24 protein-coding genes are annotated in these 24,283 nt (G+C 50.8%); 19 read left to right on the forward strand and 5 right to left on the reverse strand.

From position 1 onward, the window contains the following. The first annotated feature begins 13 nt into the window (after window positions 1-13). The 4 genes from ectB to ACQKPA_RS28060 are packed head-to-tail and all read left to right on the forward strand — an operon-like array spanning window position 14 to window position 3,145. On the forward strand, window positions 14-1,306 hold the full coding sequence (ectB, locus tag ACQKPA_RS28045) for a diaminobutyrate--2-oxoglutarate transaminase (RefSeq protein ID WP_427495706.1): 1,293 nt from the start codon (window positions 14-16) through the stop codon (window positions 1,304-1,306). Next, window positions 1,303-1,695 carry an ectoine synthase gene (locus ACQKPA_RS28050; protein ID WP_427495707.1) on the forward strand — a complete coding sequence of 131 codons (393 nt, stop codon included), beginning with the start codon at window positions 1,303-1,305 and terminating at the stop codon, window positions 1,693-1,695. Before ectB ends, ACQKPA_RS28050 begins: the two co-directional genes overlap by 4 nt. A gap of 14 nt (window positions 1,696-1,709) precedes the next feature. Beyond that, window positions 1,710-2,618, forward strand: coding sequence for an ectoine hydroxylase (gene thpD, locus ACQKPA_RS28055; RefSeq protein ID WP_427495708.1), 909 nt, complete (start codon window positions 1,710-1,712; stop codon window positions 2,616-2,618). Further along, window positions 2,615-3,145: a DUF2179 domain-containing protein gene (locus ACQKPA_RS28060; RefSeq protein ID WP_015737571.1), complete on the forward strand. Its 531-nt coding sequence runs from the start codon at window positions 2,615-2,617 to the stop codon at window positions 3,143-3,145. Before thpD ends, ACQKPA_RS28060 begins: the two co-directional genes overlap by 4 nt. Before the next feature lie 155 nt (window positions 3,146-3,300). Here the strand turns inward: ACQKPA_RS28060 and ACQKPA_RS28065 are convergent, their stop codons facing one another. Then, window positions 3,301-3,822: a DinB family protein gene (locus tag ACQKPA_RS28065; protein WP_427495709.1), complete on the reverse strand. Its 522-nt coding sequence runs from the start codon at window positions 3,820-3,822 to the stop codon at window positions 3,301-3,303. Between the two features lie 75 nt (window positions 3,823-3,897). Next, complete coding sequence (locus tag ACQKPA_RS28070) at window positions 3,898-4,857, reverse strand: helix-turn-helix transcriptional regulator (RefSeq protein ID WP_427495710.1); 960 nt, start codon at window positions 4,855-4,857, stop codon at window positions 3,898-3,900. A gap of 168 nt (window positions 4,858-5,025) precedes the next feature. On the opposite strand from ACQKPA_RS28070, the gene ACQKPA_RS28075 reads away from it, so the two are divergent. Together ACQKPA_RS28075 and rnhA are read left to right on the forward strand one after the other, a co-directional pair. Further along, window positions 5,026-5,250, forward strand: coding sequence for a hypothetical protein (locus ACQKPA_RS28075; protein ID WP_054404324.1), 225 nt, complete (start codon window positions 5,026-5,028; stop codon window positions 5,248-5,250). Between the two features lie 28 nt (window positions 5,251-5,278). Next, entirely contained in the window at window positions 5,279-5,941 is a 663-nt protein-coding gene (gene rnhA / locus ACQKPA_RS28080) for a ribonuclease H (RefSeq protein ID WP_427495711.1), read from the forward strand. Window positions 5,942-6,439: 498 nt separating this feature from the next. Here the strand turns inward: rnhA and ACQKPA_RS28085 are convergent, their stop codons facing one another. Further along, window positions 6,440-7,318: an AraC family transcriptional regulator gene (locus tag ACQKPA_RS28085; RefSeq protein ID WP_427495818.1), complete on the reverse strand. Its 879-nt coding sequence runs from the start codon at window positions 7,316-7,318 to the stop codon at window positions 6,440-6,442. A 158-nt stretch (window positions 7,319-7,476) separates the two neighbouring features. Here ACQKPA_RS28085 and ACQKPA_RS28090 point away from each other — a divergent pair, with 158 nt between their 5' ends. From ACQKPA_RS28090 to ACQKPA_RS28130, 9 genes are all read left to right on the forward strand, one after another. Then, window positions 7,477-8,211, forward strand: a complete 735-nt coding sequence (locus tag ACQKPA_RS28090) for a ThuA domain-containing protein (RefSeq protein ID WP_071219709.1) — start codon at window positions 7,477-7,479, stop codon at window positions 8,209-8,211. A gap of 169 nt (window positions 8,212-8,380) precedes the next feature. Beyond that, window positions 8,381-9,316, forward strand: a complete 936-nt coding sequence (locus ACQKPA_RS28095; protein WP_260068199.1) for a sugar-binding transcriptional regulator — start codon at window positions 8,381-8,383, stop codon at window positions 9,314-9,316. A gap of 389 nt (window positions 9,317-9,705) precedes the next feature. Beyond that, the gene (deoC, locus tag ACQKPA_RS28100) at window positions 9,706-10,371 is read left to right on the forward strand and encodes a deoxyribose-phosphate aldolase (RefSeq protein ID WP_427495713.1); all 666 of its coding nucleotides are present in this window, start codon (window positions 9,706-9,708) and stop codon (window positions 10,369-10,371) included. Between the two features lie 83 nt (window positions 10,372-10,454). Beyond that, a complete protein-coding gene (locus tag ACQKPA_RS28105) occupies window positions 10,455-11,633 on the forward strand; it encodes a NupC/NupG family nucleoside CNT transporter (RefSeq protein ID WP_427495714.1) in 1,179 nt (392 codons plus the stop codon). 84 nt (window positions 11,634-11,717) lie between these two features. Beyond that, window positions 11,718-12,896 (forward strand): phosphopentomutase, encoded by a 1,179-nt coding sequence (gene deoB / locus ACQKPA_RS28110; RefSeq protein WP_427495715.1) that lies wholly within the window; start codon window positions 11,718-11,720, stop codon window positions 12,894-12,896. A 23-nt stretch (window positions 12,897-12,919) separates the two neighbouring features. After that, window positions 12,920-13,627: a purine-nucleoside phosphorylase gene (gene deoD / locus ACQKPA_RS28115; RefSeq protein WP_076325327.1), complete on the forward strand. Its 708-nt coding sequence runs from the start codon at window positions 12,920-12,922 to the stop codon at window positions 13,625-13,627. Between the two features lie 193 nt (window positions 13,628-13,820). Continuing rightward, window positions 13,821-15,122 (forward strand): pyrimidine-nucleoside phosphorylase, encoded by a 1,302-nt coding sequence (locus tag ACQKPA_RS28120; RefSeq protein ID WP_427495716.1) that lies wholly within the window; start codon window positions 13,821-13,823, stop codon window positions 15,120-15,122. Between the two features lie 518 nt (window positions 15,123-15,640). Beyond that, entirely contained in the window at window positions 15,641-16,603 is a 963-nt protein-coding gene (locus ACQKPA_RS28125) for an MraY family glycosyltransferase (protein WP_071219702.1), read from the forward strand. A 233-nt stretch (window positions 16,604-16,836) separates the two neighbouring features. After that, a complete protein-coding gene (locus ACQKPA_RS28130) occupies window positions 16,837-17,703 on the forward strand; it encodes an SDR family oxidoreductase (protein ID WP_427495717.1) in 867 nt (288 codons plus the stop codon). Between the two features lie 237 nt (window positions 17,704-17,940). Here ACQKPA_RS28130 and murQ read toward each other — a convergent pair whose 3' ends face one another. Further along, window positions 17,941-18,852, reverse strand: a complete 912-nt coding sequence (gene murQ, locus ACQKPA_RS28135) for an N-acetylmuramic acid 6-phosphate etherase (protein WP_427495718.1) — start codon at window positions 18,850-18,852, stop codon at window positions 17,941-17,943. Between the two features lie 51 nt (window positions 18,853-18,903). Next, window positions 18,904-19,860, reverse strand: a complete 957-nt coding sequence (locus tag ACQKPA_RS28140) for a BadF/BadG/BcrA/BcrD ATPase family protein (protein ID WP_427495720.1) — start codon at window positions 19,858-19,860, stop codon at window positions 18,904-18,906. Between the two features lie 225 nt (window positions 19,861-20,085). On the opposite strand from ACQKPA_RS28140, the gene ACQKPA_RS28145 reads away from it, so the two are divergent. From ACQKPA_RS28145 to ACQKPA_RS28160, 4 genes are all read left to right on the forward strand, one after another. After that, window positions 20,086-20,922: a MurR/RpiR family transcriptional regulator gene (locus ACQKPA_RS28145; protein ID WP_036643553.1), complete on the forward strand. Its 837-nt coding sequence runs from the start codon at window positions 20,086-20,088 to the stop codon at window positions 20,920-20,922. A 46-nt stretch (window positions 20,923-20,968) separates the two neighbouring features. Beyond that, on the forward strand, window positions 20,969-22,363 hold the full coding sequence (locus ACQKPA_RS28150) for an ABC transporter substrate-binding protein (RefSeq protein WP_427495721.1): 1,395 nt from the start codon (window positions 20,969-20,971) through the stop codon (window positions 22,361-22,363). A 130-nt stretch (window positions 22,364-22,493) separates the two neighbouring features. Then, window positions 22,494-23,411, forward strand: a complete 918-nt coding sequence (locus ACQKPA_RS28155; protein ID WP_427495722.1) for a carbohydrate ABC transporter permease — start codon at window positions 22,494-22,496, stop codon at window positions 23,409-23,411. A gap of 33 nt (window positions 23,412-23,444) precedes the next feature. Further along, complete coding sequence (locus tag ACQKPA_RS28160) at window positions 23,445-24,278, forward strand: carbohydrate ABC transporter permease (protein WP_113059487.1); 834 nt, start codon at window positions 23,445-23,447, stop codon at window positions 24,276-24,278. Window positions 24,279-24,283 lie beyond the last annotated feature (5 nt).

Below are 24,283 nucleotides of genomic sequence, written 5' to 3' on the forward strand. Positions count from 1 at the left end.
AATGGAGGGAACTATGGACAACCAAGTCATGGAGAAACCGAAGCTTACTGTGTTTAACAAGCTGGAATCGGAAGTAAGAAGTTATTGCCGGAGCTTTCAGACGGTTTTTGACAAGGCCCGGAATGCGAAGCTGTGGGATACGCAGGGCAATGAATACATTGATTTTTTTGCGGGAGCCGGCGCTTTAAATTACGGACATAACAATGAGAAGATTCGCGAGAAGGTGGTCGACTATATCCTGAAGGACGGCGTCACGCATAGCCTGGATATGGCTACGGGTGCGAAGGAAACGTTTCTGACCCGCTTTCAGGAGGTCATCCTGAAGCCGCGCGGGTGGGATCACAAGGTGATGTTTCCCGGTCCGACCGGAACGAATGCCGTGGAGGCCGCGCTCAAAATCGCCCGTAAAGTAACAGGGCGCAGCACCGTTATGTGTTTCACGAATGCCTTTCATGGCATGTCGCTGGGATCGCTGGCGGTAACCGGCAACTCCTTCAAGCGCCAGGGTGCCGGCGTGGATCTAAGCCACTCCGTGTTTATGCCGTATGACGGTTACTTTGGTGACGACGTGGATACGATGGCATATATGGAGAAGCTTCTGGATGATCCGGGAAGCGGCATTCCGCTGCCGGCCGCAGTGATCGTCGAGGCGGTGCAGGGCGAAGGCGGATTGAACGCCGCCAGCCGGGAATGGCTGCAGAAGCTTGCGAGCATCTGCAAGGATAAGGGAATGCTGCTGATTTTGGATGATATCCAGATGGGCTGCGGCCGAACCGGGCCGTTCTTTAGTTTTGATGATGCCGGCATTGAGCCGGATATCATATGCCTCTCGAAATCGATTGGCGGCTTTGGCTTGCCGATGGCGATTACGCTGATCAGACCGGAGATCGATATATGGGAGCCGGGGGAGCATAACGGTACCTTCCGGGGCAATAATCTCGGATTCGTTGCCGCGGCCGAAGCGCTGAATTATTGGAAAACGAAAGATTTCCAGCTTGATATCGGCATCAGGGAAAATCGGATTCGCCAATCATTGGAAGGCGTTGTGAAGGATTATCCCCAGCTCGGCGGCGAAATCCGCGGCAGAGGCATGATTCAGGGGGTTGCTTTTGATAAACCGGAGCTCGCGGGCAGGCTGTCCGAGATGGCCTTCGAGCATGGACTGATTATGGAAACGTCCGGTCCGTACAGCGAAGTGGCAAAGCTGATGCCGCCACTAACGATTGAAATGAACACATTGGCACAGGGATTGGGGATATTTGAGAACAGTATGAAACAATTAGCTGCAGAGGAGAGGTTGTCATGATTGTTAAACATTTGGAAGAGATCGTGGATACCAAAGACGATATCGATACCCAGACATGGAATTCGAGAAGGCTGCTGCTGACGAAGGATGGCATGGGCTTCTCTCTCAATGATACCCTCGTCAAGGCCGGAACGGAGACGCTGATCTGGTACAAAAACCACGTCGAAGCCGTGTACTGCATCGAAGGAGAGGGGGAAATCGAGATTGTCGGGGGTGAAACCTACTCGATATCCCCAGGGATGATGTACGCGCTGGACGGTCATGAGAAGCATTATTTGAGAGCACGTTCGCAAATGCGGATGGTCTGCGTATTCAATCCGCCGCTTACCGGTGCTGAAGTTCACGATGAGGAAGGAACCTATCCGCTGCTCGCCCCAATTTCAGACTAAGGAGATGATATGCGATGAGTAATAATCATGTGTCGGCCTTTCAGGAAAAAGAACTGGACGTTTATCCTTCAAGAGTGCATTCGGAGCCCCGGATCCTAAAGAGACAGGATCCTGTCGTTCATTCGGAATGGACGCCGGATGCTGCGTTAACGCAGGAGCAATCCGACTTCTATGAGCGCAACGGATATTTATTCCTGGAAGACTTCTTTGGTCGAGAGGAGTTGTCGGTATTTCAGGCGGAAGCCAGCAGTTTACAGGTATCGGCAAGAGAGCTGAACCAGGATGAAGTGATCCGGGAGCCGGGCGGGAACGAAGTTCGATCGGTCTTTGCGGTTCATGAGAGCCATGAAGTGTTCAAGAAGCTGTCCCGGCATCCGAGACTCTTGGCGATCATGGAGTATCTCTTGGGAAGCGAGACGTATATCCATCAATCGCGGATTAATTACAAGCCGGGCTTCACGGGCAAAGAGTTCTATTGGCACTCCGATTTCGAAACATGGCATGTTGAGGATGGCATGCCTCGTATGAGAGCCTTGAGCTGCTCCATTGCTCTGGAGGATAACTACTCTTATAACGGACCGCTTATGGTTGTGCCTGGATCGCATAAGGAATTCGTGGCCTGCATCGGCCAAACGCCGGAGAATCATTTCAAGGATTCCCTGCGCAAGCAGGAGTACGGCGTTCCAGATCATGACAGCCTGACCCGCATGGTGCAGAAAAGGGGTATCGACACGCCTGTCGGCAAAGCGGGGTCAATCGTGATTTTTGACTGCAACATTATGCACGGTTCGAACAGCAACATTACGCCGATGCCGCGCAGCAATATCTTTATGGTCTATAACAGCGTGGAGAATAAGGTTAAACTGCCGTATTCGGGCCAGAAGCCAAGACCGGAATATATCGCCACCCGTGATTCTTTATGATCTCGCTGTCACTTATCGGCTCCATCATCGGCATCAATGTAGTTTATGTCTCGATCTTTTCGCTGCGGCTGATTCTGATGATCAAAGGCAGAAGGGGGATTGCCTCCCTTCTGGCCATGCTGGAGGTATTCGTTTACTTGCTCGGCCTCAATCTCGTCCTGCAAAATCTGGACAACCCCTTTAATATGGCCGCTTATTGCCTGGGCTTCGGCCTTGGCGTTTATGCCGGCAGCCGGATCGAGGAATATTTGGCACTCGGATACATCGTGGTACAGGTTATCGTGAATTCCGTTGAGACCAACCTGGCGATGAACCTCCGGGAGAAGGGGTATGGCGTGACCGCCTGGGAAGCGGACGGCAAGGATGGCAAACGGCTTGTGCTTCAAGTTCTAGTGAAACGGAAGAACGAGCGGCGGTTGATGGAGTCACTATCTAAAATGTCGCCGCAGGCGTTCATTATTTCCCATGAACCGAAGAGCTTTAAAGGCGGCTTCTGGGTTCGATTGACGGAAGGACGCAAATTGTAGCACGCTTCTAACAGGAAACAGGAAACAGGAAACAGGAAACAGGAAAGCCTGCTTCGGACCAGGTTCTGGAGCAGGCTTTTTGGCTGCGGCTTTTGCCGGCCTGAACCGGCATGGAATTGTCGGATCATGGGATTGCCGCTAGTGCTGTGTGTTATTTAGGCAAGCACCAACTCCGGTTCACTCTGGTACCAAAAAAAAGCGTAGTCGGTCATCGCAGAGGAGCTTCCGAGTTGGCGCATCATGGCGGCAATATTTCCACGATGGTAAGTACCGTGGTTCACCACATGAAGCATGATCTCGGAGAGACGGGTATCCCGGATGCCCGCATAAGGATTATCCAAGCGGATCATCCGCTCCAGGTCAGGCTGCTGGCGGAGAAACGCAGCGTATCGATCCGACAATTCGATAAACCGCAGGTTCAGGTCATCCAGCGAAATCGCTTCGAGCTCTTCCCGAAGCTGGTAGGCCTCAGCCAATGCGGAGCGCATATCCATCCCGGACAAAATGTTGATCCATCCAAGATCCGCCGTGTAAATGTGAATCAACGCCTCGGATACGGTTGGGAAAATGCTCGTTATTCTCTGATTGTACAATTCCCCCGGCAGCTCCAGCAGTCGGTTGAATATCACTTGGTTGGCCCATACATGGTACTCATACATTTTTACAGGATAATTCATCGTGATCGTCCCCTTTGGCTTCGTGTTTTTGCTTTCTTGGGAACATTGTAAATAAAAAAGTATGACAGCGGACTGTCATACTTTTGCGTATACCTGCAGCATTTTTTCTAATTTGGATTGCATGAGCGTCCTTAGGTCAGCCGGCTCAATGATCTCTATATCCTCGCCAAAGCTCAGCAGGGTCGACCAGAACCACCAGGAATCCGGATCTTGGACCTTGAACGTGAGACGGAGCGAGCCGTCTTCATAAAATTCCCGCTGCACATCATAGAATTGATCCATCGCTTTGGCCAAGGCACGGGGGGATACGTGAAGGATGACTTCCATCGCATCGGGTGAAGGCTCCCAGGTAGGCTTCTCCCATCGGTCGTACGGATTTTGCTCTTGAAGATGAGGACCGTGCGTGTGCTCCTCCGAATGCTGGTGCAAAAAGGGCTCGGCGGAGGGGGACAGCTCCGATATTCTTGAAATTCGGAATTCGCGGTAATCGGCCCTTGTTCTGCAGAAACCGTACAAATACCAGGATCCGAATTTATACATGAGTCGCAGGGGCTCGACTTTACGGTGAATGCGTTCATTCTTGGCGCTTATGTATTGAAAGGAGATCACATGCTTGTCGGTAATGGCGCGGCGAAGAAGTCGGAGGCTTTCGTTGTAAGAGCGCCAGCTCCCGATATCCATGGACAATCCCTGTGATGCCGAATTGGCGGAACGATCAATGGTCTGCAGACGCTGAATGGTATCCATGGCCCGTTCATCCTCAAACACCGTGGACATGCTGTGCAGGATGGTGATCAAGGCGCTGACATCGTAGGAGCCAAGCAAGCTTTTGTCCATCTTGTATTGCTCCATAATGCCATAACCGCCGTTCACTCCCTGATACGATACAACGGGAATGCCGGCTGCGCAGATCGCATCAATGTCGCGGTATATGGTTCGCTGGGACACGTTATATTTCTCTGCCAGGGCAGACGCGGACAGGATCTCGTTGTTCAGCAGCATGTAAATCATGGATATGAGCCGCTCTAGTTTCATATCGCTTCAACCCCTCTTATCTTAATTGGATCTATTCTCCAATGATTCCGTATTATATCATAGGTTTTGTGAAGAAGGAGATGAAATCCCAGACTGCCTTTTGTTCCATTCCCATCCATTTTGCCGTACAATATAAGGGAATTCCATAATACAAGGAGTGTGAGCCTCATGGCCCGTACCAAAACGCAAAAAGCGCTCCGCAAAGCGGAACGTGCCGGAACATGGTCAGCCGTCTCGATGAGAAAGACCAACGAAGATTACAGTGCGCTGTCACAGCACGTGAGAGTAAAGCCGACGAAACAGGAACAATTGAATAAGATCAAACACAGAAAGCGGATCGGAGACGATGGCGCTTTTTTTGTTGGTTTCGGAGGATGTGATATAGTACGCTAGAGAGGTTAGTTCAGGATGGAGGTTTAGGATGGCGAAGCAAAAATATTATGTAGTCTGGGTAGGTAAAGTGCCCGGAATTTATACAAGCTGGGGCGACTGCCAGCAGCAGGTCAATCAGTTTACAGGTGCGAAGTTCAAGGCGTTTGAATCCCGGAGCGAAGCGGAACAGGCATATGCGGCCGGTTATAAAAATTACTGGGGGCAGCAGTCCGGAGGCAAATCGGGCAGCTCAGGCTCCAAAAACTACAAGCGAAGCAGCGCATCTGCCGCCGAAGAACCGGGCGAGATCGATTATGACAGCATTTCCGTAGATGTGGGGACGCGAGGAAACCCGGGACCCGTCGAGTACAAAGGCGTGGATACGCAGACGGGAGATATTCTGTTCTCGTGCGGACCGATTTCGAAGGGAACGAACAATCTCGGCGAGTTTCTGGCCATCGTCCACGCACTGGCTTATTTGAAGAAAATCGGCAGCACCAAGACGGTGTACAGCGATTCCATGAATGCGCTCAAATGGCTGAAGCAGAAGAAGGTGGTCTCCACGCTTCCGCGGGATGCGTCAACCAAAGAGATCTGGGATCTGGTGGACCGGGCCGAGCACTGGCTTCGAACCAATACATATGAGAACAAGGTGCTGAAATGGCAAACGAAGAGCTGGGGAGAGATTAAGGCCGATTACGGGCGCAAGTAACGAGGGGGAGCAGAAGGGAACCGTTCGAAGCTATATAAAGGGTGCTTTTAGATATCGACGTCATTATGAGTGGACGGGCACCTTACTATTAAAAAGCGAAGACAGGGAGGAGGTTTCCCTGTTCTCGTTTTTTTTTATATGCCATGATTCCGGATTCATGCGGAAAAATCCAAATCAACGCATGTGGATAATTAACACAAAAGACTTACCTCACACCGGAAGGACTGTGTATAACATCCTGAATAAGTTCGTTATACACAGAGTTATGAACATTATCCCCGTTCGTTCCGCACAAACTGAATTTCCGATCTTTTATTTCAAGGAAGTTATCCAGCGTTTGTGAACAAATGTGGAGAAGTGCAAGGATAACTCCCTATTAACTTGGAGGGGTGGCGGGTTATCCCCAACGCCGAAGGTCAACCGTTAAACGCTTGCCTGGTTCTATCCACGACGATACGACGACCATAATGCAGGGAGCCAGAAACGGGTAAGCCAAGCTTATTCCTTCTCGCGTACCTGCTTATAGTATTGATTCGGGGACATGCCGACGTATTTTTTGAAAATCTTGCTGAAATAGAACGGATCCTCCAGGCCGGTCAGATACCCGATCTCACCGAAGCTAAGGTGCGTGGCCTCGATCAATTCCTTCGCATGATTGATTCGTACCTGATTCACATATCGCATGATCGTATGGCCGGTAAGCTTGGCGAATACCCGATTGATGTAATCATAATTGCATTCGAAGCGCTGTTCGATATCCGAGCTGATGATTTTCTCGGCGTAATGTTCATGGATGTAGTCGAGCAGTGCATGCACCTTCATATAGGACTTGGTATGCGGGCTGTTCTTCTCCAGCTCATCGAACAGGCTCTCCCGGGAAAGCTCGATCAGCATTTCCATGAATTTGAGCGCGGTCAAACTACGGTTAAAGTGCTTCCGCCTGTACAGCTGCAGCATTTCGCCGAGGGCATGGTACATATGATGAAGGCTTTTTTTCTGGGTTAGCGTGCAGGTCTTGGGGAAATATAGCTGCCTGCTGTCGTCCTTGGATGCCGTCTCGTTCTCGCCCATGATCCACTGCTTGGCCAGCAAGGGTAAGGGGCGCTCGGGGGTTTGACGAATATCGGGGTGTTCAAAATGAATATAGTAGTAGTCGCAGGGATACTTCTGGGTTCCCTCGTGGTCCAGATGCGGTTCAAGGACCAGCAAGTCGCCTTTCTTGAGCACATGGGAAACGCCGTTCTCCCGCATATGAAGCTCGCCGCTCTTCACGAAATACAGAATATACTCGTGTGTGTTCCGCTTGAAATGAATCCAGGGGTTCTTGTAAGAGACAAATCCCATCAGTTTAATCCTTGGCACATAGTCAGCGTTCATCGCTAGCACGAATTTCCACCCTCTCCCCAAAAAACGTGAAGTCGTTTTTGTACAAAAAGAGTAACTTTCACACATTCCCGTTCATTGTAACACAGCTTATACTTGGGATGAATGTATAAGAGGTCGCTGGATTTCAATATTAAAGGAGGCCACTACCCTTGGCTAATATCAATGTAACGGTATGGAATGAATACCGGCACGAGAGACATAATGAACAGATCGCTAAGATTTACCCTGAAGGCATCCACCGTACGATTGCCGATTTTCTGGGAAAGGATGCACAGTTCGTCGTACGCACCGCCGTATTGGATGATCCGGAACACGGCTTGACGGACGAGGTGCTCGCTTCAACGGATGTTCTGATCTGGTGGGGGCATGTGGCTCACGGTGAAGTACGGGATGATATCGTGGAAAAAGTGCGTCAGCGCGTATTGGACGGCATGGGAATCATCGTCCTGCATTCCGGTCACGGCTCGAAGATTTTCCAGCGCCTCCTCGGCACGAACACAGGCGCACTGAAATGGCGCGATGACGGCGAGAAGGAACGGTTGTGGGTCATCGATCCCAGCCATCCGATCGTAAGCGGACTTGGAGAATATATCGAGGTTCCGCAGGAGGAAATGTACGGTGAGCGCTTTGAGATTCCGGCACCGGATGAACTGGTGTTTGTCTCCTGGTTCGAAGGCGGCGAGGTGTTCCGCAGCGGCTGCTGCTACAAGCGCGGACGCGGCAAGCTGTTCTATTTCAGACCGGGTCATGAAGCATTCCCTACCTACCATCAACCTGAAATTCAACAGGTAATTGCCAATGCCGTGGCCTGGGCAGCGCCGATCCAAGGCGCGAAGACCTCCTATGGCCGGGTATCTCCGCTCGAATACGTTCAGCCGGTATAGGCTGATCCTTTGCAAGCGTCCGTATCAACGGTGTATCCCTGAAACGTCAGGAATACAATCGTTGATCGGGCGCTTGTTTGTCCATAACGGCGGCAGCTATCGAAATCATCAGCATAACGATGTATAATGGACCCAATTCGATTACGACATAATAAAAGTGGGTTGGATCATGGATCAGGATAAACAGCGCCTTAGCATTGAGGCGGCAAGATTGTATTATATGTCGGATTACAGCCAGCAGGATATCGCGACAAGGCTCGGCGTTTCACGTCCTACGGTCTCCAGGCTTCTTCAGCACGCCAAGGAGCAGGGCTACGTGCAGATCAGCATCGTCGACCCTCTCGAGGACCTGGACGCTTTGGGCGAAGGAGTGAAGAAGAAGTACGGATTGGAACAGGTGCTGGTGAGTTATTCTCCCATCAATGAATACCGTGAAATCCAGAAGCATATCAGCAAAAGGGCAGCCGATTACCTGCATGAAACGGTCCAGGATGCCGATATCATCGGCGTGACCTGGGGAACGACCATGCATGCCGTGGCGCTTCAGCTGCAGCAGAAGCCCGTTCGGGGCGTCGAGGTCGTGCAGTTGAAGGGCGGCGTCAGTCACTCGCATGTGAACACGTATGCCGCAGAGATCGTCAATCTGTTTGCCGAGGCGTATCACACGATGGCGAGATACTTGCCGCTGCCCGTCATCTTTGACACCACCGAGCTGAAAGAGATGGTGGAGAGGGACCGGCATATCCAGCGGATTATCCAATTAGGCAAACAAGCGAACATCGCCATGTTTACGGTGGGTACCGTTCATGAGGATGCGCTTCTGTTCAGACTCGGGTATCTTAGCAAGGAGGAACAGAAGCTGCTGCAGCGGATCGGCGCGGGCGATATTTGCTCCCGGTTTTTTGACGCGGAGGGCACGGTGTGCAGCGAGGATATTAACAACCGTACGGTGGGCATCGATTTGGAAGATTTGCGCCACAAGGAGAAATCCATTCTCGTGGCAGGCGGTCAGCGTAAGGTAGATGCCATTCGAGCAGCGCTGATCGGCAAATATGCAAACATCCTGGTGACGGACCAGTTTACGGCGCAAGCCTTGTTATCATAAAAAGTTCGACATAATGTCAAAGTTTACAGCACCTCGTTCAGGGAGATTCGAAGCGGTTACGGCTTCAAACTTATCTGGACGGGGTGTTTTTTGTGCGCAGATAATTGATGACCCTAGCTTAACAGGAGGCCGATTCTTTGTTTCTGTTTACCCTGATCGGGTATAGAGCATAGTAAACGGAGGGAATTGTTAGATTATTCCTGAATGATGGATTGTCGTTTTAGTCAACAATGATAAATATCATTGCCATAAATCGGTATGAACATATTTTCAATATGTATTTTACATATGTTCAAGGCTGTGATATGATGGTCCCGTCTAAAGGATTAAGCGTTATGATAGCGCTTTTACAAGTTATTAAAAAACAGATTAAGGAGTGTTTTAACCAGATGAATATAGCAGGAATGATCGACCACACGCTCTTAAAGGCGGATGCAACCCAAGCCGAGATTGCGAAAATTACGGAAGAGGCCAAAAAGTACGGATTTGCTTCGGTTTGCGTGAACCCGACTTGGGTATCCTACTGTGCTGAGCAGCTAGCGGACACCAACGTCAAAGTATGCACGGTTATCGGTTTCCCTCTGGGAGCTACGACATCGGCGGTAAAAGCTTTTGAAGCGAAGGACGCTATCGCCAATGGAGCTACGGAGGTTGATATGGTCATCAACATCGGTGCGCTCAAAGATCGTAACGATGAGCTTGTGCTGGACGATATTCAGGCTGTAGTGGACGCAGCGAAAGGCAAAGCGCTGGTTAAAGTCATCATTGAGACAAGTCTTCTGACGGAGGAAGAAAAGGTGCGTGCCTGCAAGCTGTCCGTGCAAGCGGGAGCTGATTTCGTGAAGACGTCAACAGGGTTCTCCACGGGCGGAGCGACGCCGGAAGACGTAGCCTTGATGCGCAAAACCGTTGGCGAGAACACCGGCGTTAAGGCTTCCGGCGGCGTGCGCAGCAAGGAAGACATGGATCGCATGATTGAAGCGGGCGCAACGCGTATCGGAGCCAGCTCCGGCGTGAAAATTATGGAGGGCGGCCAATCCAGCTCTTCCTACTAAATCGTTTTTTGGATTATACGGTTTTCGATGATTCGGTAGCCATCCATCTATCAAAAAAATTCACCTATGGGGGAACATCGACGATGAAATTTCTAATCGCCATACTAGGTTTGCTGGTCGTATTCGGTCTTGCGTTCCTTATCAGCAATGATAAGCGCAACATTCGTTACCGTCCGCTGGCTGTCATGATTGTGCTGCAGCTGATCCTTGGATTTATCCTGCTGAACACGAATGTCGGCGAGTATCTTGTTAAAGGGATAGCGAATACGTTTAAAGCGCTGCTTGACTACGCTGGAGCCGGAATCGAGTTTGTATTTGGCGGCATTGCTAATGAGGGTGCAGGTCCGTTCTTCTTGAATGTCCTGCTGCCAATCGTGTTTATTTCTGCTTTGATTGGTATACTTCAATATATTAAGGTACTGCCGTTTATCGTAAGATATATCGGTCTCGTCTTGAGTAAAGTCAACGGCATGGGCAAGCTGGAGTCTTACAATGCGGTAGCTTCCGCAATCCTGGGGCAATCCGAGGTGTTTATCTCGGTTAAAAAACAGATCGCCTTAATTCCGAAGCACCGCATGTATACGCTCTGTGCTTCCGCGATGTCCACGGTATCGATGTCGATCGTCGGGGCATACATGACCATGATCGAGCCGCGGTATGTGGTGACCGCGCTTGTGCTGAACCTGTTTGGCGGATTTATCATTGCTTCCATCGTCAACCCCTACAAGGTGGATAAGGAAGAGGATATTCTGGAGGTGCAGGAGGAGGAGAAGCAATCCTTCTTCGAGATGCTGGGCGAATACATCATGGATGGTTTCAAGGTCGCGATTACCGTTGCGGCGATGCTCCTCGGCTTCGTTGCGTTGATTGCAATGATCAACGGTATTTTTGATATGATTTTCGGAATCACCTTCCAGGAGCTGTTAGGTTACATCTTTGCTCCATTCGCCTTTGTGATGGGGGTGCCTTGGAAAGAGGCAGTGGATGCAGGCAGCATCATGGCTACGAAGCTCGTTTCGAATGAGTTCGTAGCGATGCTTAGCCTGGCCAACTTTACGAATATGTCCGAACGCACCGTGGGAATCGTATCGGTATTCCTGGTGTCCTTTGCCAACTTCTCCTCGATCGGCATCATTGCCGGCGCGGTCAAAGGCCTGAACGAGAAGCAGGGGAACGTGGTTGCCCGCTTCGGCCTAAAGCTGCTGTACGGGGCGACGCTGGTGAGCGTGCTGTCGGCCACCATTACCGGACTGTTCCTGTAAGCCTGGCAGGAAACGAACTACTACAAGCGAGCCTTATGGATAGTTTGATTTAAAAAACTCATATATGAGGGGGATCACTTGGATATGGAACGTTTTGATCGAATTCATTTAATTGTATTGGACTCTGTAGGTATCGGCGAAGCACCGGATGCGGCTGATTTTGACGATATCGGATCCGACACCCTGGGTCATATTGCCCGCGAATGCGGCGGGCTCAACATGCCGAATATGGCTGCGCTCGGTCTGTCCAACATTCGGGAGATCGAGGGAATCCCTGCTGCGGATCAACCTCGGGCTTACTATACGAAGATGCAGGAAGCTTCGAATGGTAAAGACACCATGACAGGCCACTGGGAGATCATGGGCTTGTATATTGATACGCCATTCCGTGTATTCCCGGACGGGTTCCCTGACGAGCTGATCCAGCGCATTGAAGAGAAGACCGGACGCAAGGTTATCGGCAACAAGCCGGCCAGCGGAACGGAGATTATCGAAGAGCTTGGCGAAGAGCATGTAAAAACGGGGGCTTTGATCATCTATACCTCGGCGGACTCCGTGCTTCAAATCGCAGCGCATGAGGATGTAGTTCCACTGAAAGAGCTGTATGAAATCTGCGAGTTCTGCCGCGAAATCACGCTGGAGGATCCTTATATGCTCGGCCGGATTATCGCCCGTCCTTTCATTGGCGAGGTTGGGAGCTTCAAGCGTACGGCGAATCGGCATGACTATGCCTTGAAGCCTTTCGGACGTACCACGATGAACGAGATGAAAGATGCTGGTCTTGACGTCATTGCCCTCGGGAAAATCTCCGATATTTATGATGGCGAAGGCATTACGAAGGCGGTCAGAACCGTATCGAACATGGACGGCATGGATAAAATGGTGCAAACCCTGGGTGAATCCTTCAAGGGTCTGAGCTTCCTGAACCTCGTAGATTTCGATGCCGTGTACGGACATCGGCGTGATCCGAAAGGATATGGCCAAGCGTTGGAGGATTACGATCGGCGCCTCCCTGAGGTGTTCAAGAAAATGACGGAGAATGATCTTCTGATCATCACGGCCGACCACGGGAATGATCCTACCTACAAGGGCACGGACCATACGCGTGAATACGTGCCGCTGCTTGTATATTCCCCTCGCTTTACGGAAGGCAAGGAACTGCCGCTTCGCAAAACCTTTGCCGACATCGGTGCCACGGTTGCCGACAACTTCGGCGTGAAGCTGCCGGAGCATGGAACCAGCTTTTTGAATGATTTGAAATAATCGAATAAGTGGAGGAATGGGACATGAGTACACATATTGGAGCGAAACCGGGAGATATCGCCGAGTCGATTCTGCTGCCAGGCGACCCGCTGCGGGCTAAATTTATTGCCGAGACGTATCTGGAGGATGTGACCTGCTACAACGAAGTGCGGGGCATGCTCGGATTTACGGGAACCTATAAAGGAAAACGCATCTCCGTGCAGGGTTCGGGCATGGGCGTGCCTTCCATCGGGATTTATGTCAATGAACTCATTCGGGATTATGGCGTTAAAAACTTGTTCCGTGTCGGAACCTGCGGCGCGATGCAGGAGCATGTTCGGGTGCGCGACGTCATTCTGGCCCAGGCGGCTTGCTCGGATTCCGGCATGAACCGTCACCACTTTAACGGTTATGATTTCTCCCCGATCGCCAGCTTCCCGCTGCTGCTTGGCGCGTATGAGCGAGGCAAGGAGAAAGGTCTGAAGATGCATGTCGGCAACGTGTTCACGTCCGATGTGTTCTACCGCGAGGACAAATCCGTGGTGGAGAAGCTGATGCAGCATGGGGTGCTCGGCGTGGAAATGGAGACAACGGCGCTGTACACGATTGCCGCACGATTCGGCGTGAACGCCCTGACGATCCTGACCGTAAGCGATCATTTGCTCACAGGGGAAGAGACTTCTTCCGAGGAGCGGCAAACGACGTTTAACGAGATGATGGAAGTGGCCCTGGATACGGCGATTTCGTTGTAAGGAAACTGAGCCGCCGAAGAAGGCGGATTTGTATTGGTGAAGCGAAGCGGTCGCCTTTGCCCACGGATTCCAACAATATTAACAATATATAAGGAATCTGGGGGCAGCAGCGATCGGAAGAACGATCTGCAATTGTTATGAGGCTCTTTTATGGAAGGAACACAATCATCGCAAACAGTGAGGAGAATGTACGATGAGAATGGTTGATTTAATTGCGAAGAAACGCGACGGCAAGGAACTGACAACAGAAGAGATCAATTTCTTCATCGACGGATATACCAAGGGAGATATTCCCGACTATCAGGTGAGCGCCATGAACATGGCGATATATTTCCAGGACATGTCCGACCGGGAGCGGGCGGACTTGACGATGGCGATGGTAAACTCCGGCGAAACGATTGATCTGTCCGCAATTGAGGGAATCAAGGTCGATAAGCATTCCACCGGGGGCGTAGGCGACACGACGACGCTTGTACTGGCTCCGCTCGTAGCGGCTCTGGATATTCCGGTAGCGAAGATGTCCGGACGCGGCCTTGGCCATACCGGAGGAACGATCGACAAGCTGGAGTCCATCGAAGGGTTCCATGTGGAGATCAGCAAAGACGAATTTGTGAACCTTGTCAATCAACATAAAATCGCCGTCATCGGCCAAACCGGAAACCTCACGCCGGCGGACAAAAAACTGTACGCGCTCCGGGATGTAACGGCTACCGTCAACTCCATTCCGCTGATTGCCAGCTCCATCATGAGCAAGAAGATCGCCGCGGGCTCGGATGCGATTGTGCTGGACGTTAAAACCGGCGCAGGCGCGTTCATGAAAACGGTGGAGGATGCCAAGGAATTGGCACACGCCATGGTTAGCATCGGCAACAACGTAGGCCGCAAAACGATGGCGGTCATCTCCGATATGAGCCAACCGCTTGGGGCCGCGATCGGCAACTCGCTGGAAGTGCAGGAAGCGATTGATGCTCTTCGCGGCGAGGGTCCGAAGGATCTGGAGGAGCTGTGCCTGGCTCTGGGCCGGCAGATGGTTTTCCTTGCTCAGAAGGCAGATTCGCTTGAAGATGCCGAAGAGAAGCTCAGAGAGGTTATCCGCAACGGCAAGGCACTGGAGAAATTCAAGGAATTCATCCAGAACCAGGGCGGAGATGCGTCCGTGGTGGATCACCCCGACCGGCTGCCGAAGGCTCAATACCTTATTGAGCTTCCTGCGCAGCAGGACGGTGTTGTCGCTGAGCTGGTAGCGGATGAGATCGGTACCGCAGCGATGCTGCTTGGAGCCGGCCGCGCGACGAAGGAATCCGAGATTGATCTGGCAGTAGGCCTGATGCTGAACAAGAAGGTCGGCGATGCCGTGAAGAAGGGGGATTCCCTTGTAACCATTCATGCTAACCGCGAGAACGTGGATGACGTGAAGCAGAAGCTGTATGAAAGCATTCGGATTGCAGATCATGCGGATGCGCCTGTATTGATTTATGACATCGTGACGGAGTAAGGGAAGCCTAATCCGAAGCGAGTCATATTCGGAACAAGGGGGAGTATCGGGATGAGCGCTGCTGCTCCGTGCGAATAGCTCATCTCATCCATATACGTGCTCATTCTCCAAGGTATGCCGATGCAACCTGCCTTCCCGGTGCTTTATGAACGGAGGCAGGTTTTTTGGCGGCCCCCGTCATAAAACGGGTGGGAGTCCTCATAAGATGGTAGTGGGGAAAACGTAAGGCATTTAACGGGAGAGGGAGATGTGTAGCCCGGGCAAGAGCCATCCTGCTTGAAGGAGGCTTTTGACCATGACCATCGATCAGTTGATTGCTTTGCTGGCACTTATCGTTATGATCATTGGACTTGCGGTGAAGAAGGAGTCTTAACCTGTGAGTCCGGGAGGGCTGCTGCTAAGTAGAAATTCTACTGATGCAGCAGTCTTTTTCTTTTGATAGGTTGATAGAGTTCGATATAAGTCATATACTTAGAATGCAATGTTCTCCATTATTCATCATTTATTGGGAGGAAACCATGCTCTATTTTGCAGCGTTTGTCATATCCATGGTGCTGGTATTGGTACTGATTCCGCCATTTCGTAAACTTGCGATCAAGCTTGATTTTGTGGACAAGCCAAGACCGGACAGCGAGCGGAAAATACACCGCGAGCCGATACCGCTGACAGCGGGGGTCGCCATATTTATCGGATTTTTCATCACCTATTTTGCGCTTACCGGCGCCATTTCAAGGGAAGCGGTAGGTATCTTTATCGGTAGTGCTCTTATTCTTGGCATTGGGCTTGTGGATGATTGGTATAAGTCCCAAGGCAAGGAGCTGGCTTCGCTGCCGAAGCTCATTGTACAGGTCAGCGCAGCCGTCGTTGTTTACAGCTATGGCATCGCGTTTGAAGGATTCAACAATCCGTTTACGGGTCAGTATATTAACCTGCCGGAATGGCTGCAGCTCATCTTAACGATTTTGTGGATTTTCGGTGTAACGACCGTTATTAATTTCTCGGATGGCATCGACGGTCTTGCTGGAGGGCTCTCCGCCATATCCGGAGGCACGCTGTTTGTTGTGGCGATTACGCTGGGCAGGGGCGAATCCGCGCTGCTGGCCGTCATTCTTGTAGGTGCTGCGCTGGGATATTTACGATATAATAAGCCGCCGGCCCGAGTGTTTATGGGGGATGCCGGTGCAACCTTCCTCGGGTTCATACTCGGGATCATTGCCCTGGATGGTGCGTTTAAAGGTGCAACCCTGGCGTCCTTATTTGTTCCAATCTTCGCTCTGGGCGTGCCGATCTTCGATAATATCATTGTGGTCATCCGCAGAATGCTTCAGTCCAAGCCGATCTATCAGGCCGATGCATCGCAGGCGCATTATCGTTTGCTGGCAACGGGGCTCAATCAGAAGCAGACATTAGTATTTCTGTGCTTGCTGAATCTCTGTTTCGGTCTGGCTGCCATCATACTTGCAATGAATGGCGCTGCCTGAGGCGTTAAAGCCTGACATAAGCTTTTTTCGGTGCGTTATTGAAGTCTCGTCTCCAAATTGATGTTGGTGACGGGGCTTTTTTTTTAGAGATAAGAAAGTATAAACTTCAGAGGCTTACCATCCTTATCTCGCAAGAAAAACTTCCACTAAATGTGGTCTGTCTTCTGAGAAAGTGCGTCGATAGTCGTTTTTCTTATTACAATGGTGGAAGGATACGAACAGGAGGATTGTGCATGAATGACATGACAGGCAAAATCGTCATGATAACAGGGGCGAACTCCGGAATGGGTCTGGCTACGACAGTGGAGCTGGCAAAAGGCGGAGCGCATGTGATCATGGCTTGTCGTAGTCAATTGAGGGGCGAAGCGGCTCTTCGGCAAGCGTTGCAGGAGAGCGGCAGCTCGAACATCGAGCTGATGACGCTGGATTTGGGGTCTTTTGATAGCATTAGGGCATTTGCTTCCGATTATAAGGCCAAATATGACAGACTCGATGTTTTGGTGAACAACGCAGGTGTGGTCACCATCAAGCGGGAATTGACGCGGGACGGATACGAGGCCATGATGGGGGTCAATCATCTCGGGCATTTTTTGTTGACGAACGAACTGCTGGAGCCTCTTCAGCATGCCCGGCAGGGGAGGATCGTGAACGTATCCTCTGGCGCGCATAAAGTGGGCAGCATCCATTTTGATGACCCTAATCTCGGTAAGGGATTCAATGTGGCCAAAGGGTACGCGCAGTCCAAATTGGCGAATATTTTATTTACGAAGGAGCTGGCGCGTCGGCTGCAGCCGACAAGGGTCACGGTTAATACGCTTCACCCCGGTGCCGTCAGCACCAACATTGGCGTAAACCGGGACACAGGCTTTGGCAATGCGGTTCACAAGCTGCTTCGCCCGTTCTTCTTAACACCGCTTGAAGGAGCACGGACAGCGATATACTTGGCTTCAAGTCCTGAAGTGGAGCATGTGACGGGGGAATACTACGTCAAATGCAAACCGGCCAAAATCACCGAGAAGGCAAGGGATCCGAAGCTCGCCGCTCGTCTGTGGGAGTGGAGTGAACAACAGGTAGGATGGAAGCCGGACCAGGGTCGATGAATTTACGCGTTCCAAAAGCCCCGGCTCCACGAGTGAGGTTATAACTGAAATGATCCGATAAGTGCATGAACGGACAATAAGGAACGACGAGACCAATCAGCCCATCAGCATGATGACGACTACAAGTATAGTGGCGAACAATGAAACGGGATATCTCCAGATCAACATGATCTGAGGATATCCCGTTTCATTTTACGTTAGATGTTCAGCATAGGCCATAGAAGCGCATACGTTATGTTACTTCGTCGTTTTCATATCGATCGCGCTGCGCACAAATCCGCTGGTACCGTCAAGCAGTTTGGACGCTTCCGCGGCACTGACATTAGCCAGCAGCATCACGATAGCTGTTTTGACGTGGGCGCCGGCTTCATGATACGCCTTCTCCACAGCATCTTCTGATGCTCCGGTTGCCAGGGTAATGATGCGTTTGGCTCGGTGCACAAGCTTGTTATTGGACGGGTTGAGGTCGACCATCAGGTTTTTGTACACCTTGCCGATTCGAATCATGGCGGTCGTTGTCAGCATGTTCAGAATCAGCTTTTGCGAAGTACCGGCCTTCATACGCGTGGAGCCCATAATTACTTCGGGTCCGACAACAGCTTCAATTACAAATTCCGCGTACTGATGCATCGGCGATTCGTAGTTATTACAGAGTCCGATGACAACGGCTCCACGCTCCTTGGCGCGTCTCATCGCCCCAAGAACATAGGGCGTACGGCCGCTTGCAGCGATACCGATGACAACATCCTTCTCATTGATACCGTTTTCATTGATATCCTGCTCACCTAACTCTTCGCTATCCTCGGCACCTTCGATAGCTTCCTTCACGGCTCTGAAACCACCTGCGATCAATCCCTGCACCATGGAAGGGTCGGTCCCGTAGGTAGGCGGACACTCGGATGCGTCCAGAATACCGATTCGACCGCTGGTTCCGGCACCTATATAGAACAATCTGCCGCCCTTCTGGAAAGCGTCCACGACGAGATCTGCCGCTCTGGCTATAAGAGGAATAAGCTCGCGGATCGCATCGGTGATCAAGCTATCCTCACTATTGATGAGGATCATAATTTGTTCTGAGCTCAACTGATCAATGTTCTGCGTATTTTCATGAGGCTGTTCGGTTGTCAATTGACTTAGAATATTCGTCATGAGACAGGTCTCCTTTTTTGCCTTGGAATATGGACGGGCACTGATGTAAAGCTACAGCAAGTCAGAGACGCCGTCTGTAAATAGCTTGCAGGCTAACAGAGCCGCACCATGGGCGGGTGTACGTTCACGATTTCCTTCGGGGAACCGGAGGCGGGGATAACGCGATAGCAGAATGCCGGCGTACGTTTCCCGAAACAATGGCGAATGCTTGAAGATCGAGCCGATCCGCACGAGTTCACTCTCAGTGAATTCAGCTTGCTGCCTGATGAGAGCGCTTGTTGTATCGGCCAGTTCTGCTGCCTGCTGCCGGATGATACGGTCTGCCGCTTCATCACCGGCTTCGGCTGCTTCTATGCAGCAGCGGGCGAAGGAAGCGATATCCTGTTTCGTTATAGCGGGCTGATAAATGTAGGATTTGAGATCGGTAATATGCTGGAGAGGATAGGCTGCAACAATCAAGCTGCTCATGATGGTGGGTGGCAAAATGCCCTCATGGCTCTTAATGACAGTTTTCAGAGTCTGAAGTCCGATCTGATAACCGCTGCCTTCGTCTCCAAGAAGATGTCCCCAGCCACCGACGCGGTGGATGTCTCCCGATTTGGTTATAGCGTAGGTATTGGATCCGGTTCCCGATATGGCAAGGATTCCATACTGACGTTCCAGTACGGCCATTAATGAAATTTCGGCTTCTGAGCACATGTAAATATGCATCGAGAGCTGCCGCTGCTGGAAAAAGGAATGAAGGAAAGACTGAACTTGGCGTCGTTCTTCTGCAGAGCTTACACCTGACATTCCAAGACATATTGATGTTAATAATAATGACTTATCAAAAAGAGGTGCCAGAAGCCCATCCAACACCGTTCGGAGTTCCTCCATCGCTTTATTAAAGGTTACAATATAAGGATTGGTGGAACCTCCGGTATACCGGGACAACACTTCTCCAGCGCTATTGATAGCGGTTGCTTCAGTCTTGGTACCGCCACCATCAACACCGATGAAAATTTCCATATTGAACCACTTCGCTTTCTATATCCAGTATAGGAGAAAACAGAAGTGTTGTAAAATAAAATTTTAAATCATGAGTTATGTATTGAAATATAATTTCATACAATTTATAATGAACTCAATCCACTGATAGTGAAAGCGATACCAGTCATGCTTTCATTCAAGATGTGTAAAGTAATATTACATAGTAGTGACCGTCAGAGGATGATTTGTAAAGGGGGGCAAGAAATGAACGGCGGATTGGTTCGATTGCGTGAGGTGTATGATTCATTAAATCCGTCCGAGCGCAAAGTTGCAGCCTTCATTTTGCAGGAACCGGCAGAGATGATACAGATGTCGGTCGCGGATCTTGCAGTCCGAAGCGGTTCCAGTCAGGCTGCCATTGTGCGCCTGTGCAAAACGATGGGTTTCAAAGGCTATCAGGATCTGAAGCTGAAGGTAGCCGGAGACTTGCAGGAGCCATTAGCCACCGGATATCAGGATATCCGGCCCAATGACAGCATTTCTGCAATTATACAGAACGTCTCGAACAACAACATTCAATCGATTCGGGATACGATGAAGATTATGGAGGAAGGGAAGGTGGAAGAGGCCGTTCTGGCCCTCGATCAGTCAAAGCGCATTTTCATGTTCGGGGTAGGGGCTTCAAATCTGATCGGGATGGATGCCCAACAGAAATTTTTGCGGATTAATAAGGTATGCATATCATTCCCGGACCCTCACGTTCAGCTCACCTCGGCGGTGCTGCTGACTCCAGATGATGCGGCCGTATGCATTTCCTACTCCGGTGAAACGGATGAAGTAATCCGCGCAGCAGCTATTGCGAAGGAGAAGGGATGCAAGACGATCGGCATTACCAAATACGGCGATTCTACCCTGAGCCGATCGGTGGACATTCCCTTGTACACTTCCTCCACGGAGAACGAGATTCGCAGTGGCGCGATGTCCTCTCGTATTACGCAGCTTAATCTTATCGATATTTTATATCTTGGCGTCGCCAGCCGGAATTACGAGAATTCAGTGAAATACCTGGATGAGAGCCGGCAAGCGATCAAGCGGTTGTAGTTCATAGCGAAAACCACAAATATATAAATGATAAGGGGAGTAGTACATGAAGAAAAAAGGTTGGCTTACATTGTTGGCTTCTTTAATGCTCGTGTTTACCGCAGCTTGCGGCGGTTCCGGCGGGGCGAAGACTCCGGAAGGCGGAACAGGAACCACTTCGGAAGGAAACGGTGAAGCCGCACCGAAGCAGGATACGGTTGTCGTCTGGACTTATCCGGTACATGGTAAATACGAAGATGAGTTGAAAGAGCATGTAGCGGATCTGAAAGAAAAATATCCGCACATTACAGTCCAAACCGAAGTGCTCTCCTGGGCTGAAGGTCCGAAGAAGTTCGATGTGGCCTTGAATGCCGGTAACCCGCCTGACCTCTATTTCCACGCGGTGGATGGAGCTTATGTGGATACGGGCCTTGCCCTGGAGCTTACCCCTTATATTACGGACGAGATCAAAAATGACTACCTGCCGGGAACGCTTGAGCTGGGTCAAATCCAGGGCAAACAATATGGGCTTCCGCTGTACCAATCCCTTTGGGCTTGGGGCGGCAACAAGAAGATCCTCGAAGAAGCGGGAATCGACTGGAAGGCCATTCAAGAGAAGGGCTGGACATGGACCGAGTTCAAGGCAGCTGCCGAGAAGCTGACCAAGAAGCTTCCTAATGGCAATATGCAGTATGCACTGGTAACGGACGGCACTTCCCTGGACTTCATGGAAATGCTGACACGCAGCAACGGCATGCCGGACGTATTGAACGATAAAGGCGAGTTCCAATGGAACGACGAGCGGATTCTGGATACGATGACATTCGTGTCGGACCTGATGAAAGCCGGTCATATGCCTGCCGAGACTGCCGCGATTACGCCGGCGAAACGGATGGACCTGTTCTACGCCGAGGAAGCTGCGATCGTGTCCAAGGCGATCCCTTACTATGACGTGATGCTGCAGAACCGTGCGAAGGATATTGACAGCGGTACGGTCCAAGGCGCGAAAATCGACTTCGTTCTGCTTCCGGTTCCACATAATGACGGGGCTGAGCGGAAGACCTCTATGTTTGGTGAAGGTTACGTAGCGTTCAAACAGAAGAAGGATAAAGGCGAAGAGCATGCAAAGAACACGTTCCTGATCATGGAAGGATTGAGCGGGGCGAAAGCCGGTAATTCCGCCAATGAATTGGTATTGCCTTTCGTACGTAAATCCCAGGCGGAGTTTTATGAAGGTAAAGGACTCGGTACGGAATCAACAATTAAGGCAGCGGAAATTTTCGCAAACTTCAAGGAAATTCCGGTGACTCTGAACCTTGATGCAGACGATTCAGGCAACCAGAAGAAGTTCAAGGAGCAAGTGGTGAAGCCGAATATCCAAGCGCTGTTCTCGGGTGAGAAGACGCCGGAGCAGATCGCACAAGACTTCAAGGACAAAGGCAAACAAATTTTAGGACAGTAATTGAAGTTATAAGGGGGTGTCCCGTTGTCCTTAGCAGGAACGATCGGGGCACTCCCTTTTTAAACCAATCGCTCCAGGCTCTATAAGGGCTCATGAAAATACTTCACCTGTGCGCAAAGGAGGAAATCAAATGCAGACTGCCCCGGCGCAAGCCCGGCCATCACGTCCCCCCATGAAGGGATACCTACGCGAATATGGATGGGCGTATTTATTCATTCTGGCCCCAGTCTTGTTGTTCTTGATATTTACGCTTTACCCGGTCGCCTCCGCTTTTCTGATGAGCTTCCAGGAATACAGCGTAATGGGCTCCGAATGGATTGGAACAGACAACTACACACGGATGGTACAGGATGAAGTGTTCTGGAAATCCATGAAGAATACAGTCATATTCACGATCGGCACGGTTCCGGTCAACATTGTCATTACGTATGCATTATCCTTTTTTATTTTTCAGATGAAGAACAAATGGCAAACGTTTTTCAAGGCTACAATGTACCTGCCAGCCGTTGCTTCCGGCGTCACCATTTCGGTTGTATGGCTCGCGATTTACGACCCGACGAATGCCGGGCTGTTGAATCGTTTCATCGGTTTGTTCGGATTGGACCCGGTCATATGGCTCGGTAAATCGAACACCGCGCTCTTTTCACTCATTTTGATGAACTGGCTCGGTTCGCATGGCGCAGGTATTATACTCTATTTGGCCGCCATGGGCGGGATACCCAAATCGCTCTATGAAGCCGCCGATATTGACCATGCCAGCGGCTGGTCCAAATTCTGGCGCATTACGTGGCCGCTGATGAAACCAACCACATTATACTTGCTGGTGACGGGTGTCATAACATCCTTCCAGGTGTTTATCTCGGTGTATTTGATGACGCAGGGCGGACCGAACTTCGCGACGACAACGATCGCCTATCTGATTTACAGCACGGCGTTCAACTTCTACGAGTTTGGACTCGCGGCGGCGCAATCTTTTGTACTCGCTGCATTGATTATTGTCATTTCCATCATTCAGTTCAAGTACTTCTCGTCCGACGTGGAGTACTAACGTTTATTTCTGAAGCTAAAAGGGGGTGCACCTATGAAATCAAGATCAAAAGTGATTATGCTGATTGTGGCTTCGGTCATCCTGGTGGTATGGAGCGTTCTGACGATCATTCCGATGTACTGGATGCTGATCGGTTCTGTGCAGGACACCAAGTCAGCGGCATCGTTTATCCCGAAAATGATACCGGAGGTATTCTCCGTAGCCCCGTATGAGCGTTTTTTTGGCAAAACCAACGTGATGAGGTGGCTCTTTAACTCCTTATTGATCTCATCTATCCTGACGGTGACCAACGTATTCCTGGCTTCGCTCGCAGGGTATGCTTTTGCGAAGCTGAAGTTTCCGGGGAACAAAGCGGTATTCTGGATTTTGCTCAGCACAATGATGATCCCGGCGCAGGTGACGCTGATTCCGCTCTATATTTTGATGATTGACGTATTTGATCTCGGGAATACATACACGGCGATTCTGCTTCCCGGAATCGTCAGCGTGGGCAACATTTTCTTGATGAAGCAGTACATGTCATCACTGCCTACCTCTCTGATTCATGCGGCGCGCATCGACGCTTGCGGCGAATTCGGCATCTTCTGGAAGGTCATTCTTCCGATGGCGAAGCCGGGTCTCGCCGTGCTGGCGATTTTCACGTTCGTTGCATCATGGAACGATTTCTTCTGGCCCTTCCTCGTGACCAACTCGACGGAAATGAGGACGATTCAGGTCGGTCTTGCTTCCTTCGTCTATGCGGACACGACCGATTTCGGCGCACTTATGGCTGGAGCGACCGTCGCGGCACTGCCGATGATGATCCTGTTCTTCTCGCTTCAACGCTATTTCCTGCAAGGCATCACCATTGGAGCCGTTAAAGGCTAGAAGGA

Origin of the sequence: Paenibacillus sp. NPDC093718 (assembly GCF_050279985.1) — a bacterium.
Taxonomy (GTDB): Bacteria; Bacillota; Bacilli; order Paenibacillales; family Paenibacillaceae; genus Paenibacillus_AQ.